Below are 14,426 nucleotides of genomic sequence, written 5' to 3'. Positions count from 1 at the left end.
GCTCAGGAAAGTCGTGATGCGTCGATGAGTTGGCGCGCGCTTCAGTTCCGCGCGGCGCGGGCCTCGTGCGGCAGCCAGCCGAAGGACTCGGCGCTGGGAGCGTCGCCCGGCTTGTACTCCAGGCCCACATAGCCCTGGTAACCGGCCTTGGTGAGCCGGCCGAGCAGCTCCTCCAGCGGCAGCGAGCCGGTGCCCGGCGCGCCACGGCCCGGGTTGTCGGCGATCTGCACGTGGGCCGTCTTGTCGGCGTAGGCGTCGATGACGGCCGGCAGGTCCTCGCCGTTCATGGACAGGTGGTACAGGTCCATGAGGAACGTGGCGTTGCCGAGGCCGGTCGCCGCGTTCACCTTGTCCACGATCTCGATCGCCTTGGGGGCGCTCACGATCGGGCAGGCGGGCGACTCCGGCTTGTTCAGCGCCTCGATCAGCAGCACGGCGCCCACCCGGTCGGCGGCGCGGGCCGCCAGGACCAGGTTCTCCAGGGCGAGTTCGTCCTGGACGGCCGGGTCCACGCCCTCGACGCGGTTGCCGTACAGCGCGTTGAGAGCCTTGCAGCCGAGCGAGGCGGCGAAGTCGGCGGCGACGTCGACGTTCGCGCGGAACTTCGCGCTCTCCTCGCCGGGGATCGACAGGGCGCCGCGGTCGGGGCCCGGCAGCTGCCCCGCGTAGAAGTTGAGGCCGGTGAGCTGGACGCCCGCGTCCTTGATCGCGTCGCGCAGGGCGTCGAGCTCGGACTGCTCGGGAGTGGGGGCGTCGACCCAGGGCCACCACAGCTCGACCGCGGTGAAGCCGGCCGCGGCGGCGGCCGCGGGACGCTCCAGAAGCGGGAGTTCCGTGAAGAGGATCGACAGGTTGACGTTGAAGCGCTGGTCGGCGAATCCCATCGGGGTCGGCGCTCCCTTCTGGTTCGTGTTCCGCGTGACGTTCAGTTCCGTATTGCGGAAGTTCGTTTCTGCTTGTCGGAAGGTTGCCTGTGATGCGGGGGGGCTGTCAAGAGGGGCTGCCAGAAAAGCGCCGATCGGCATTAGGTTGAGCGCGTGCGATTGAGAGTGGAGTTCACGACCGAGCCCTTCGACCTCGACGAGGCGCCGCCCCACGCGGTCGTCGCCCGGGACGTCGTGCAGCGGGCCGACCTGGACGCGGTCGATGTCGGGCCGTTCGGCAACACGGCGGAGGGGGAGGCGGGCCGCGTGCTCACCGCGGTCGACGCGCTGCTGCGCCAGGCCCTCGAAGCGGGAGCCACCCGGGTCTCGCTCCAGGTCAATGTGCTCGCCGACGAGGCCGCGGCCGTGTCCGGGGAGGGTGATAAGTGACCGGTCTCGGGGACGAGCCCTTCGTCCGGGCGGTCAAGCCGCTCGTCGACGCCATGGGGGCCGAGATGCTGCCGCCGGGCGAGGCGGGCAAGGACGACATCGTGCTGAGCTGGGAGGGCGCGGAGGTGATCGCCGTGCGGTTGCCCCAGCTGGCCGACTCCCTCGATCACATTCTGGCCGCCATGGAGCGCAAGGAGGGCAAACCGCTCGCCGAGCTCGACCGCAAGGAGAAGCAGGAGGCCGTCCGCCTCCTGGAGGCGCGCGGCGCGTTCTCCGTGCGGCATGGGGTGGAGACGGTGGCCGGCGCGCTCGGGGTTTCCCGGTTCACTGTGTACAACTATCTCAATCGCGAGAAGGCCACCTGAGCTGTCGCCCGCCCCTGACCTGCGGTGATCGCGCGATCACCGAACCGCCGTCCGGATACCGGACGGCGGTTTTTGTAACTCCAAGTTTTCAACAAAGTGTTGACGCGGTGTTTCCGAGGGCGTTAGCTATCCGCAGCCCGTCCAGCACCAGGCCACGGAGGCTTCCCGTGACTTCAGGAACGACACCTACTCATCGGGGGCTCGCCCGGTTCAACACCTCGGACGAGAGCGCGGCCCAGGCCGAACTCCACGAGGTGTGTGCTTCATCGGCGTGGGGGAACAGGATCATCGCCCAGCGCCCCTTCGCCACCACCGAGTCCCTCTTCGAGGCCAGTGACGCCGCGATGGCCGAACTGACCGCGGAGGATCTCGCCGAGGCGATGGCGGGGCACCCGCCGATCGGCCGCCCGAAGCCCGGCGACCCGACGTCGTCGCGCGAGCAGCGCGGCATGGCGGGGGCCTCCGAGGAACTCAAGGCGGAGATGCTGAGCCGGAACCTTGCCTACCAGGACCGGTTCGGACATGTCTTCCTCATCTGCGCCACCGGGGCGAGCGCCGAGCAGATGCTCGAAGCGCTCACGACGCGGATCGGCAACACGCCCGAGCAGGAGCGGGAGATCGTCCGCACCGAACTGGGCAAGATCAACCGTATCCGCCTGACCCGTCTCGTGGATCAACGTCTCGAAGAACAAGGGGACAACGCCTGATGAGCACCGAGAGCACCGCTTCGGTGTCCACGCACATCCTGGACACCAGCATCGGACGCCCCGCCGGGGGTGTCGCCATCTCCCTTGCGGCGCGCGCCGGTTCGGGCGCCGCCTGGGTGGCACTCGGCGGCTCGGCCACCGATGCGGACGGGCGCTGCAAGGACCTGCCGGCGCTGCCGGAAGGAACCACCCACGTCCGTCTCGACTTCGAGACGGAAGCGTATTTCGACAAACAGCAAGCCGATGCGCAGCAGGACGCCCCCGCGAATCGGGACAGCGGCGCGACCGGAGCGTTCTTCCCGGAGGTGGCGATCACGTTCGCCGTCACACCGGGCGAGCACTACCACGTGCCGTTGCTGCTCAACCCGTTCGGCTACTCCGTTTACCGAGGGAGCTAGCAGACATGCCCACGATTCTCGGCCAGAACCAGTACGGCAAAGCAGAGAACCGCGTCGTCAAGATCACGCGGGACGGCGACACCCACCACATAAAGGACCTGAACGTCTCGGTCGCGCTCAGCGGCGACCTCGACGACGTCCACTACAACGGGTCCAACGCCAACTGCCTGCCGACCGACACCACGAAGAACACCTGCTTCGCCTTCGCCAAGGAATACGGCATCGACTCGGCGGAGCAGTACGGCATCCACCTCGCCCGGCACTTCGTCGACAGCCAGCCGTCCATCCACCGGGCGCGCATCCGCATCGAGGAGTACTCCTGGGAGCGCATCGCCGGCTCCGACGCGAACGCCAAGTTCATCGGCGCCGACGAGGTCAGGCACTCCTTCGTCCGCAAGGGCCAGGAGACGCGCCTCGCGCAGATCACGTACGACGGCACGAGCTTCGAAGTCCTGTCCGGGCTCAAGGACTTGACCGTGATGAACTCCACGAACTCCGAGTTCTGGGGCTACATCAAGGACAAGTACACGACGCTCAAGGAGGACTACGACCGCATCCTCGCGACGTCGCTGTCCACCTGGTGGCGGCACAACTGGACCAGCGACGAGCAGCGCATGCCGCAGTGGGAGAAGTCCTACGAGCAGTCCAAGAAGCACATACTCCAGGCCTTCGTCGAGACGTACTCGCTCTCGCTGCAGCAGACCCTGTACCAAATGGGTTCGCGCGTCATCAACAACCGCAGCGAGATCGACGAGATCCGCTTCTCCGCGCCGAACAAGCACCACTTCCGCCAGGACCTGTCGCCCTTCGGCCTGGAGAACGAGGCGAAGGACGGCGCCGTGTACTACGCCGCCGACCGCCCCTACGGCCTGATCGAGGCCACCATCCTGCGGGACGGCGCCGAGCAGCGCATCCCGGTCGACATGACCAACCTCTGACGCCCCAGGCGTAGTCGGACGCGACAGCGCGCCCCCGTCCACCACGGTCGGCGGGGGTGCGCCGCACCGGAGGGAACATCGCAATGGCAGTGCCAGCAAAGGGGTCGGCTGAAGCCGAAGGCCCGTGTTCCACCCCACCGTTGAGTGCCTCGACACAGGTGCACCCGGTGGATGAGAAGCTCCACCCCTCGCGGCTCGTCCCCGCCGCTCTCCAGCACATCGCCGCCATGTACGCGGGCGTCGTCACCCCTCCGCTCATCATCGGGCAGGCCGTCCACCTGGACGCCGCGGGCCGGACCCGGCTGATCGCCGCGTCCCTGCTCATCGCGGGTGTGGCCACCCTGCTCCAGACCCTCGGCGTCAAGGGCTTCGTCGGCAACCGGCTGCCCTTCGTCAACGCCGCCTCCTCGGCCGGCATCGCACCGATGCTCGCGATCGCCGAGACCAACGCCAAGGGCGACCAACTCCCCGCCATTTACGGGGCGGTGATGGTCGCGGGCGTCTTCTGTCTCGCCATCGGCCCGTTCTTCGGACGCCTCCTGCGCTTCTTCCCGCCGCTCGTCACCGGCGTCGTCATCACCCTCATCGGGGTGACGCTGATGCCCGTGCCCGTCGGCTGGGCCCAGGGCGGCGACGCGACCGCCGCCGACTACGGCGACATGCGCTTCCTCGCCCTCGCCGGCTTCACGCTCGTCGTGATCCTGCTGATCCAGCGCTTCGGCAAGGGTTTCGTCAAGCAAGTCGCCCTGCTCTTCGGCCTGTTGATCGGTACGCTCGCCGCGATCCCGTTCGGCATGGCGGACTTCAGCGCACTGGGGTCCGCGCCGGTCGCCGCCCTCCCGACGCCGTTCGCCTTCGGGGCCCCGCAGTTCCAGCCCGCCGCGATCGTCTCGCTCTGCCTGGTGATGCTCGTCCTGATGACCGAGTCGTCGGCCGGCATGCTCGCCATCGGTGAGATCTGCGAGCGCGAGACCTCGGGCCGCACCATCACGCGCGGCCTGCGCACCGACGGCATCGCCACCTTGGCAGGCCCGGTCTTCGGCGGTTTCCCGACCTCCGCTTTCGCCCAGAACGTCGGCGTCGTCTCGCTGACCAAGGTGCGCAGCCGGTACGTCGTCGCGGTGGCGGGCGGCGCGCTCCTGATCCTGGGCGCGTTCCCGATGCTCGGCGCGGTCGTCTCGCTGGTCCCCATGCCGGTCCTGGGCGGCGCGGGCATCGTCCTCTTCGGCTCCATCGCCGTCAGCGGCATCCGTACGCTCTCCGAGGCGGGCCTCGACGACAGCTCCAACATCATCCTGGTGGCCGTCTCGCTCGGTGCCGGCATCATCCCGCTGGCCGCCCCCACCTTCTACGCCGACTTCCCCGCCTGGGCACAGACCGTGCTCGGCTCCGGCATCAGCGCCGGCGCGCTCGTCGCCGTATCGCTGAACCTGTTCTTCCACCATCTCGGCACCCGCGGCAGCGCCAACGCCGCCGCGGCACTCAAATCAACCTAGGGTCCTGCCGTGCCCCATCGCCACCACCGAAATGAAGGACGCACCATGGCACCTTCCACGGCAGACCGCACCGTCACCGACCGCATCGTCATCGAGAACGTCGCCATCGCGACCGTCGACGCCCACGACACCGAGTACGCGTCGGGTCACATCGTCGTGGCCGGGAACAGGATCGAGTCCATCGGGGCCGGCCGGGCACCGGAGGGCCTGGAGAACGTGGTCCGTCGCATCGACGGCACCGGCCACCTCGCCACGCCCGGCCTGGTCAACACCCACCACCACTTCTACCAGTGGATCACCCGGGGCCTCGCCACGGACCACAACCTGTTCAACTGGCTGAAGACGCTGTACCCGACGTGGGCGCGCATCGACGAGCGGATGACGTACGCGGCGGCGCAGGGCTCCCTCGCGATGATGGTCCGGGGCGGTGTCACCACGGCCATGGACCACCACTACGTGTTCCCGCAGGGCTCGGGCGACCTCTCCGGGTCGATCATCCGCGCCGCCTCCGAGATGGGCGTGCGCTTCACCCTGGCCCGCGGCTCCATGGACCGCAGCGAGAAGGACGGCGGCCTGCCGCCGGACTTCGCCGTCGAGACCCTCGACGGCGCGCTCGCCGCGACCGAGGAGACGGTCAAGAAGCACCACGACGCGTCCTTCGACGCGATGACGCAGGTCGCGGTGGCGCCCTGTTCGCCGTTCTCCGTCTCCACCGAACTCCTCAAGCAGGGCGCCGAGTTGGCGCGCCGCCTCGGTGTACGCCTGCACACCCACGGCAGTGAGACGGTCGAGGAGGAGAAGTTCTGCCACGAGCTGTTCGGCATGGGCCCGACCGACTACTTCGAGTCGACGGGCTGGCTCGGCGAGGACGTGTGGATGGCGCACAGCGTCCACATGAACGACTCCGACATCGCCGCCTTCGGCCGTACGAAGACGGGCGTGGCGCACTGCCCGTCGTCAAATGCCCGGCTGGCAGCGGGTATCGCCCGCGTCCCCGACATGCTCGCCGCCGGTGTACCGGTCGGCCTCGGCGTCGACGGCACCGCCTCCAACGAGTCCGGCGAACTGCACACCGAACTCCGCAACGCGCTGCTCATCAACCGGCTCGGCGCCCACCGCGAGGCCGCCCTGAACGCCCGTCAGGCGCTGCGCCTGGGGACGTACGGAGGTGCCCAGGTCCTCGGCCGCGCGACCCAGATCGGCTCGCTCGAAGCCGGGAAGCTCGCCGACCTCGTCCTGTGGAAGCTGGACACCCTGGCCCACTCCTCCATTGCCGACCCGGTCACCGCGCTCGTCTTCGGCGCGGCAGCGCCGGTCACCCTCTCCCTCGTCAACGGCAAGCCGGTCGTGGCGGACAGCCGCCTCCTGCATGTCGACGAGGACGCCATCGCCCGCTCCACGCGGGACGAGGCACAGCGGCTCGCGCGGATCGCCGCGCAGGCCTGACACGCCTGGAACTCCGGCCGGGGAGGACGGTCCCCGGCCGGACCCGAGCAGCCGAGCGGGCTGCTCGGGTGCCGCCCCGGCACGTGGCCCAAAGCTTCACGTTCCCGGGGCGGTCAGTACTACCTGAACCACCTGGGCGCACCACCACAACTCCATAACAGAGCTCGACAGCACGACCTTGCACCACCTCCCAGAAGCGAAAAGTGCCGGCGGCCCGCCGGGGCTGGAAAACAACCGGAGGAGCCGAAGTGGCTACGAAGCCCAGGTTCACCAAGCAAGGCACCACCCCCGCGGAAGAGACAGCGGGGCATACCAAACATCCGGTCGACGAGAAGCTGCCCGCGCTGAAGATGGCGACGACGGGGCTGCAGCACGTGGCGGCGATGTACGCGGGCGTGGTCGCGCCCCCGCTGATAGTCGGCGCGTACATAGGCCTCTCGGCGAAGGAACTCACCTTCCTCACCGGCGCCTGTCTGTTCACAGCAGGCCTCGCCACCTTCCTCCAGACGCTCGGCATCTGGAAGATCGGCGCCCGGCTGCCCTTCGTGAACGGCGTGACGTTCGCGGGCGTGGCCCCGATGCTCGCCGTCGTCGACTCCACGAAGGACAAGGACGACGCGCTGCCGATCATCTTCGGAGCGGTGATCGTCGCGGGTGTCCTCGGGTTCATCGCGGCGCCCTTCTTCTCCAAGGCGATCCGCTTCTTCCCGCCGGTCGTCACCGGCACGGTCATCACCCTCATCGGCATCTCCCTGATGCCGGTCGCGTTCGGCTGGGCGCAGGGCCCCGACACCAAGGCGTCGGACTACGGCTCGATGAAGAACCTGGCCCTGGCCGGCATCACGCTGGTGATCGTGCTGCTGCTGCGCCGCTTCACGACCGGGTTCGTCAAGCAGATCGCGGTCCTCCTCGGCCTGGTCATCGGCACTGTCGTCGCGATCCCGTTCGGCGTCACGGACTTCTCGCCGGTCGGCGACGCGGACATCATCGGCTTCCCGACGCCGTTCCACTTCGGCGCACCGCAGTTCGCGGGAGCGGCCATCGTGTCGCTGTGCGTGGTGATGGTGGTGTCGATGACGGAGTCGACCGCCGACATGCTCGCGCTCGGGGAGATCGTCGACCGCCCGGCCGACGAGAAGACGATCGCGGCGGGCCTGCGCGCCGACACCCTCGGCACGGCGGTCAGCCCGCTCTTCAACGGCTTCATGTGCAGCGCGTTCGCGCAGAACATCGGCCTGGTGGCGATGACGAAGATCCGCAGCCGGTACGTCGTGGCGACCGGCGGCGCCTTCCTCGTCCTGATGGGGCTGTGCCCGGTGGCGGCCTCGCTGATCGCGGTCGTGCCGCGACCGGTGCTCGGCGGCGCGGGTGTCGTCCTGTTCGGGTCGGTCGCGGCCAGCGGCATCCAGACCCTGGTCAAGGCGAACCTGGAGAAGGACAACAACGTCCTGATCGTCGCGGTCTCGCTCGCCGTGGGCCTGATCCCCATCGCGGCGCCGGAGTTCTACCACGCGTTCCCGGAGACCGCGAAGATCATCCTGGACTCGGGCATCTCGACGGGCTGTGTCGCGGCCGTGCTCCTCAACTTCGTCTTCAACCACCTGGGGCGGCGCGGCGACGCGGACGAGGTCACCGCGCCGATGGAGTCGGGCGGGGCCATCGCCGAACAGCGGACGGGCACGTCCACGGCCACGGTGCACTGACGGTCCGGCGATATCGGGTGCGGCGGGCGTGGGGCGCGGGTGATGATCGTCTGTATGTCACCGACACTTCCCGACCCGACGGCGCTGCACCCGATGCCCGGCCAGGAGCGCGTGGTGCTCCTGAAACCGCTGATCACCTCGGAGTTGATCGAGGTGGGCGAGTTCACGTACTACGACGACCCGGACGCGCCCACCGAGTTCGAGACCCGCAACGTCCTCTACCACTACGGCCCCGAGAAGCTCCGCATCGGCCGTTTCTGCGCCTTCGGCACCGGCGTCCGCTTCATCATGAACGGCGCCAACCACCGTATGGACGGCGCGTCCACGTTCCCCTTCCCGATCATGGGCGGCAGCTGGGCGGACCACTTCGACCTGATCACCGGCCTGCCGACCCGGGGCGACACGACCGTCGGCCACGACGTCTGGTTCGGCAACGGGGTCACCGTGATGCCGGGCGTCACGATCGGGCACGGCGCGATCGTGGCGACCGGTTCGGTGGTCACCGAGGACATCCCGCCGTACGCGATCGTGGGCGGCAACCCGACGCGGGTGATCCGCACCCGGCACGACGCTGGCACGGTCGCCCGCTTGCTCGAACTGGCTTGGTGGGACTGGCCGTTGGAGCACATCACCGAGCATGTCCGGCTGATCATGTCGGGTTCGGTGGAGGAGCTTGAGGGGGTGGCGCCCCGCTAGGGCCCGGGTGCGCGGGGCGCCGCCCGCCGGACTGTCACCCGATGTGGTAGCTGTCCCCGTACACCTTCCAGTCCAGCGGCGGGTCCAGGTTCAGATTGCCCTGGTCGAGGAAGACGCGCTGTGCCGTGTCGACGCGGCTGGTGTCACTGTGCGCCTCCTCCTGCTTCATGGCCCAGACCCGCGCGTCGAGGAAGGCGTTCAGCCACGTCACCTCGTCACCGCCCTGTGCCGGTGGCTTCGCCTGGCCCAGGGCGCGCTTGCGGATGCCGCCGAAGCCGGTGCCGTCGGAGCCGTTGCCGTGCATCACGATGGCGTCGTAGTACGTGAACTGGCCGAGCGTGCCGACCCCGTCGTCCTTGCCCTGCCGGACCGCCGGGTCGAAGTAGACCCGGTCGCGCTCGTCGTTCTGGGCCTGCTGGAAGGCGGCGTCCTCGGCCGCCTCCGCCCAGTCGCCCTCGAAGCCCGGGTCGAGGCCGTCGTGCGAGTCGCTGCCGTCGGCCTCCCGCAGAGCGGGCAGGTACGTCGCGAGGACGTTGCCGGGCTCGCGGTCGGTGTACAGCTCCACGAGGTCGAGCATGTCGCCGGTGCCGGAGCAGAAGCCGATGATGCCGGCGGTGTAGCCGCGGCCGTCGCCGATGTCCTCGATGTACCCGTACTGGGCCTTCCAGTCGAGCGAGGAGTTCTCCGCGCTCGACACCAGCTTCATGGCGATTTCCTTCTTCGCCGGGTCGTCGAGCCCGCTCGCGGCCGCCGCGCCGGGGGCGGCGCCGGCGAGCTGCGTGGTGAGCAGTGGCGCCGTCACGACGGCGGCGCCGAGGAAGGTGAGAAGCGTGCGACGGGAGGTGCGTATGTGGGGGGTGGACACGGGGCCTCCTGGGGGGAGTTCGTCGTTCCGTCGACTGTTAGGAAGGTTTCCTACCAGAGAATTCGAGTGGCGTATACCGTCAAGACGGCTTTGTGTGACGTGAGTTGAGACCGGGGCGGGCGGGAAGTTCAGGCTCTGCGCAGGCGTTCGCGCACCTGAACAGCGACTTTGTACGTGTCTCCGGTGGGGCGGGTGAGAAGCCTGCCCGGGGCGCGGACCCAGGCCTCCTCCAGTGCGAACCAGTCGATCGGACGCGGCGGGCGCCGCTCGTCGAGCGCGGTGCGCAGCGCGCCGAAGTACGTCTTCCAGCGCTCGCGGTAGAGGCCGCCGACGAGGCCGGCCCACTCCCGGTTGGCGTAGTCGTGCAGCCCGGCCTCGGCCCCCGAACGCGTCCCCCAGACCGTGACCAGGGACAGCTGGTCGTACGCGAGACGGGCGCGCTCGGCGTCGTCGGAACCCCAGGCGCGCGCCTCTTCCACCCAGCGGCCCAGCAGCTGTTGGGAGTCGGTCGCGAGCAACCGCTCCAGGAGGTCCATCAGGCCGAGCCAGTCGCGGGCCAGCCGGTCGAGGCCCGCCGCGTCCCCGGCCTCGTACACATCCGTGATCCGGGGCAGCAGCGTCCGGCTGCGGTTCGAGAGGGCCTGGCGGCTCACGTCGAGCAGGTCCCCGCGGTACGCCGATGAGCGCCGCAGCCCCGGCCGCACGGCCAGCAAGTGGTCGAGCGCCCGCTCGAACTCGGTGGCGTCGTAGCGCAGTTGCTTCGGTGACCAGGTCGCGGCGGTGCGGACCGCGAGGGAGGGCCGCGCCCCGAACAGGCCGTCCGCGCCCTCGGCCCAGCCGTCGGCGCGCGTCGTGCCGTACGCGGTGCGCCGCAGCACGTCCCAGGCGGCGACGGCCTCGGCGTCGCGCCCGCCGTACCGCGCCACGGACCACTCCTCGAACCAGTCGCGCAGCTCCAAAGCGCCCTCGCGCCAAGCGAGTTCGGAGAACAGCTCGAACGCCGCCGGGTTGTTGTCCGCGGCCTCGGGCATCAGGGCCGTACCGCGCAGGGCGCCGCCCGGCCGGGTGCGCCAGCTGTTGTGGAACTCCGCCCACTCCGGGGTGTTGGCGCCCAGCGTGGTGTGCCCGCCGAAGTTCCAGATGGAGCCGAACGCGTAGGGGGTCCCGTCCCAGTCCGCGGAGCGGTCGGGCGCCGCAGGGAGGCGGTCGGAGATGCCGTCGACGACGAGCATGCGGCGCTTGTCGACGGCGTTCACGATCTCCTTCGGCGGGTTGCGGCGCCAGCCGAGGATCACCCAGAGCGCCTCCGGGTGGGCCGTGCGCAGGGCCTTCTCGACACCGCGCGCCGCGTCGGAGACCGGCACGTCACCGGCCTTGCCCCCCTCGTGCAGCAGATCCATCTTGAAGAGCTTCGCCGGGCCGAACATCTCCTCCTGCGTACGGTAGAACGCGGCCGCCACCCGCCCGAAGTGCGGGCCGCGCGGATCCAGCCAGTCGGGCCGCCGGTACCCGTACCAGTCGCCCTGCTCCACCACGTGCGCACCCGGATTGCGCGCCGCGAACCCCGGCGGCACCGTCCCGAAGTAGCCGGGGAGCACCGGCTCCATCCCCAACTCCCGTAACCGGTCGGTGATCCGGCGACCGAGTCGGGCGCGCGCGGCGAGCAGCCCTGCCGACACGGGGCCGCCCGCCGGACCCGCCATGTTCTGCAGCAGCCACCACGGCTGGTGGGCGGGGGAGGGGATCCACTCCCGCGTCTCCTGGTCGCTGTAGCCGAAGCGGGTCATCACCCGGTGGTAGAGCGCGTCCGCCCCGGCGTACACGAGGACCTCGTTGAAGCCGTGCAGGGCGAGCACGTCCAGCTCCCGCTCCCAGTACGCCCAGTCGTGGTACGCCCCCGTGTACCCGTCGTTGGTGTCGTTGAGGACGAAGCGGTGCGGGACGTTCGCGCGGCCGGTGAGCGGCTGCGGCGGCGCGGGCAGCAGGCCGGGCAGGTTCAGCTGCTCGCCCGCCCAGGAGATGTTGGCGTGCGCCACCTGTTTCAGATACTGCCGCACTCCCGCGAGCTGCACCGCGGGCGAGGTGCCGGCGATCCGGATGCGGCCGGGCCGCCCGTCGACACGGAAGCTGTCGCGCGCGCCCGGCAGCGGACGGAAGGACAGCTGGTCCGCGTGGTGGCCGAGCAGGCGGCGCGCGGCGGCCGCCGCGGCATGCGGGGACGACGACGAGGGGGACGCGCCGTCTTCCCGGTCGGCGGGGTTCTTCGGATCGGCGGAGTCCGCGCGGCCGGCACAGGAGCCGGTGCACGACACCGCGGCCGATCCGGCGAGCGCGGTCAGGAACGTACGGCGGGCCAGGGGCATGGTGAGTACATACCCGGCCGCGCCGCGTGGTGCGTGACGCCGCGCGGGCGGGCAGGCGTGGCGCACATGAACGGGGGGTTCGGCGGGGCCCGTGGTGGGACGGCGCGGTGGGCCACCGGGCGCTCAGGGCTCACCGCCCGGCCCCCGGGGCGACAGCCGTGGATCCAGGGTGTCCGGTCACAGACCGAAGACGCCCGGGTCCGTCGCCAGCTCCTTGAAGACCTCCCTCGGGTCCTTGACCAGCTTGCGCTCGGTGAGGTCCAACAGGCCGCCCACCGAGGCCACTTCGGCCGACACGGTGCCGTCGCTCTTCTTCACCGTCTGCCGGATACGGAACGTCTTGCCCTCGCCCCACTCGAAAACGCAGTCCACGTCCACAAGGTCGCCGGCGCGCAGCTCCCGCAGATAGCGGATGTTCGTCTCCAGGGCGACCGGGCCCACCCCGTGGCCGAGGAGCTTGCTCTGCTCGATGCCGCCGTGCCGCAGGATCGACCAGCGCGCGTGCTCGGCGTACTGCAGATACACCGCCTGGTTGAGGTGCCCCTGCGAGTCGGTCTCGTATCCACGGACCTCGACCCGGACGGAAAACGGCTCTGACACGGCGTTCCTCTCGACGATCTGACGGTGCTGGGACGGTACACGGGTCATTCCGCGACGCCGCTACGCCCGTCTGGGCGAGGCCAGCAGATACCGGCCGCCGCCGCGCGCCGCCGCGTGCTCGCTCACCTGCCACCCGGCCCGCTGGAGCGCCGCCGCGCACTCCGCGAGGCCGGCCGGTTCCGGATGGCGCACGGCGACGGCCTCGGGCTGCGGGGTGGCGGTGACGCGGTAGCCGGGCGCCGTGCCGCTCGCCGGCGGGCACCCCGCCGCCTCCAGGGCGAGCGCCGCCGCGTGCGGCAGACGGCCCCGCTCCCAGGCGCAGGGCCGGTCGGTGGCGCCGTCCGGATGGGTCATACGGCGTATTTCCATGAGCCCCTGCCAGGCCGTGCGCACCTCACGCGCCCGGACCGGCGAGGCCACGGTGTCCGGCTCGCCGCCGAGGCGTGCCGTGAACACGCCGTCGGACGCGGCCGGCGGGGGCTCGGGCGGGGCGGATTCCGGGCCGGCCTCGCGGAGCAGGTGCCCGGCCGGGGTGAGGAAGTGGTCGTGCGGCGGCCGCGGATGCCGGAACGCCAGCTTCAGCACGACGAGCCGCGTGAGCTGGGCCGCGCTGCCGCTGATCCGGCCCGTCCGCGGATCGGCGGCGTCGATGATGCGCCGCTGCGCGGCGGTCGGCGGTCTGGTCATGGCGCACCTCCTGCCGACGATGGTGCACGACGGCACTGACAACGCGCTGGGACCAGTGGCCGGGCGGGGTCAGCTGGTCGGCGGCCGCAGGTTCCAGCCCGAGACCACGGGCCTGCCGTGTTCCGTGCTCAGCCGGCTGACCGTGCCGGTCGCCAGCAGGAAGTGCGCGCCGCCCGACGGGGGCAGGCCCAGGCGCCGTGCGGTCAGGACCCGCAGGAAGTGACCGTGCGAGACCAGGACGACACTGCCCTCGTTGTTGGAGAGCGCCGCGTCCACCTTGGAGAGCATCCGGTCGGCGCGCGCGCCGACCTGTTCCGGGGTCTCGCCCGGGTGCTCGGGCGGTCCCGGCGGCACCCCGTCGTCGAACAGGTACCAGTCGGGGCGGGTGCGCTGGATCTCCCGCGTGGTCACGCCTTCGTAGCCGCCGTAGTCCCATTCCCGCAGGTCCGGGTCGATGGTGAAGCGGTGCAGGCCGGCCAGCTCGGCGGTCTCGCGGGCCCGCTCCAGGGGGCTCACGAAGACGGCCCCGATGTGGTAACTGCCGACGAGGGGCGCGACCCTGCGCGCTTCTTCGCGGCCGTTCTCGGTGAGAGGGATGTCGGTGAGGCCGGTGTGCTGACCGGTCAGCGCCCACTCGGTCTCACCGTGCCGGACGAGGAGCAGATCACCCACGGTGCACGCCTGTTCTGGGGTCGGTTCGGGACGGGGACATTGTTGAACGAACCGTACACGGGGCCCCGGGGCCCGGGCCTGCGCACCCCGCGCCGCAGCGGGCGCGGACCTCGCGCGGCACCCCACGGATCAGGGATTGTCGGACCCGGCCCGTAAGGTCTAGAGGTCCAACATCGT

At 70.4% G+C, this 14,426-nt stretch carries 15 protein-coding genes; 9 read left to right on the top strand and 6 right to left on the bottom strand.

The genetic code is table 11. The features are described from left to right. Nucleotides 1-41: 41 nt before the first annotated feature. Nucleotides 42-884 carry a TIM barrel protein gene (locus AB0J02_RS31130; protein WP_363197151.1) on the bottom strand — a complete coding sequence of 281 codons (843 nt, stop codon included), beginning with the start codon at nucleotides 882-884 and terminating at the stop codon, nucleotides 42-44. A gap of 153 nt (nucleotides 885-1,037) precedes the next feature. Between AB0J02_RS31130 and AB0J02_RS31125 the strand changes: the two genes are divergently transcribed. The 9 genes from AB0J02_RS31125 (at nucleotide 1,038) to AB0J02_RS31085 (ending at nucleotide 9,062) form a co-directional block, all read left to right on the top strand. Next, on the top strand, nucleotides 1,038-1,313 hold the full coding sequence (locus AB0J02_RS31125; RefSeq protein WP_363197150.1) for a hypothetical protein: 276 nt from the start codon (nucleotides 1,038-1,040) through the stop codon (nucleotides 1,311-1,313). Further along, nucleotides 1,310-1,678, top strand: a complete 369-nt coding sequence (locus AB0J02_RS31120) for a helix-turn-helix domain-containing protein (protein WP_363197149.1) — start codon at nucleotides 1,310-1,312, stop codon at nucleotides 1,676-1,678. Before AB0J02_RS31125 ends, AB0J02_RS31120 begins: the two co-directional genes overlap by 4 nt. Nucleotides 1,679-1,845: 167 nt before the next feature. Continuing rightward, nucleotides 1,846-2,385 (top strand): 2-oxo-4-hydroxy-4-carboxy-5-ureidoimidazoline decarboxylase, encoded by a 540-nt coding sequence (uraD, locus tag AB0J02_RS31115; RefSeq protein WP_363197148.1) that lies wholly within the window; start codon nucleotides 1,846-1,848, stop codon nucleotides 2,383-2,385. Then, the gene (uraH, locus tag AB0J02_RS31110) at nucleotides 2,385-2,783 is read left to right on the top strand and encodes a hydroxyisourate hydrolase (RefSeq protein ID WP_363197147.1); all 399 of its coding nucleotides are present in this window, start codon (nucleotides 2,385-2,387) and stop codon (nucleotides 2,781-2,783) included. Before uraD ends, uraH begins: the two co-directional genes overlap by 1 nt. Before the next feature lie 5 nt (nucleotides 2,784-2,788). After that, nucleotides 2,789-3,721: a factor-independent urate hydroxylase gene (pucL, locus tag AB0J02_RS31105; protein WP_363197146.1), complete on the top strand. Its 933-nt coding sequence runs from the start codon at nucleotides 2,789-2,791 to the stop codon at nucleotides 3,719-3,721. 83 nt (nucleotides 3,722-3,804) lie between these two features. Next, nucleotides 3,805-5,217 (top strand): nucleobase:cation symporter-2 family protein, encoded by a 1,413-nt coding sequence (locus AB0J02_RS31100; RefSeq protein WP_363197145.1) that lies wholly within the window; start codon nucleotides 3,805-3,807, stop codon nucleotides 5,215-5,217. 45 nt (nucleotides 5,218-5,262) lie between these two features. Continuing rightward, nucleotides 5,263-6,663: an 8-oxoguanine deaminase gene (locus AB0J02_RS31095; RefSeq protein WP_363197144.1), complete on the top strand. Its 1,401-nt coding sequence runs from the start codon at nucleotides 5,263-5,265 to the stop codon at nucleotides 6,661-6,663. 335 nt (nucleotides 6,664-6,998) lie between these two features. Continuing rightward, a complete protein-coding gene (locus tag AB0J02_RS31090) occupies nucleotides 6,999-8,366 on the top strand; it encodes a nucleobase:cation symporter-2 family protein (protein WP_363197240.1) in 1,368 nt (455 codons plus the stop codon). 54 nt (nucleotides 8,367-8,420) lie between these two features. Next, entirely contained in the window at nucleotides 8,421-9,062 is a 642-nt protein-coding gene (locus tag AB0J02_RS31085; RefSeq protein ID WP_363197143.1) for a CatB-related O-acetyltransferase, read from the top strand. 34 nt (nucleotides 9,063-9,096) lie between these two features. Here the strand turns inward: AB0J02_RS31085 and AB0J02_RS31080 are convergent, their stop codons facing one another. The 5 genes from AB0J02_RS31080 to AB0J02_RS31060 all read right to left on the bottom strand — a co-directional run bounded on the left by AB0J02_RS31080 (nucleotide 9,097) and on the right by AB0J02_RS31060 (nucleotide 14,249). Further along, on the bottom strand, nucleotides 9,097-9,927 hold the full coding sequence (locus AB0J02_RS31080) for a chitosanase (RefSeq protein WP_363197142.1): 831 nt from the start codon (nucleotides 9,925-9,927) through the stop codon (nucleotides 9,097-9,099). 128 nt (nucleotides 9,928-10,055) lie between these two features. Then, nucleotides 10,056-12,290, bottom strand: a complete 2,235-nt coding sequence (locus tag AB0J02_RS31075) for an alpha-N-acetylglucosaminidase (RefSeq protein ID WP_363197141.1) — start codon at nucleotides 12,288-12,290, stop codon at nucleotides 10,056-10,058. Between the two features lie 177 nt (nucleotides 12,291-12,467). Beyond that, a complete protein-coding gene (locus AB0J02_RS31070) occupies nucleotides 12,468-12,890 on the bottom strand; it encodes a thioesterase family protein (RefSeq protein WP_363197140.1) in 423 nt (140 codons plus the stop codon). A 60-nt stretch (nucleotides 12,891-12,950) separates the two neighbouring features. Further along, nucleotides 12,951-13,577: a hypothetical protein gene (locus AB0J02_RS31065; protein ID WP_363197139.1), complete on the bottom strand. Its 627-nt coding sequence runs from the start codon at nucleotides 13,575-13,577 to the stop codon at nucleotides 12,951-12,953. Nucleotides 13,578-13,646: 69 nt separating this feature from the next. Further along, a complete protein-coding gene (locus AB0J02_RS31060; RefSeq protein WP_363197138.1) occupies nucleotides 13,647-14,249 on the bottom strand; it encodes a histidine phosphatase family protein in 603 nt (200 codons plus the stop codon). Nucleotides 14,250-14,426: the final 177 nt, after the last annotated feature.

The sequence above is a fragment of the Streptomyces sp. NPDC050264 genome, from assembly GCF_040655895.1.
GTDB lineage: Bacteria > Actinomycetota > Actinomycetes > Streptomycetales > Streptomycetaceae > Streptomyces.
This window is presented reverse-complemented; position numbering and strand designations above follow the sequence as displayed.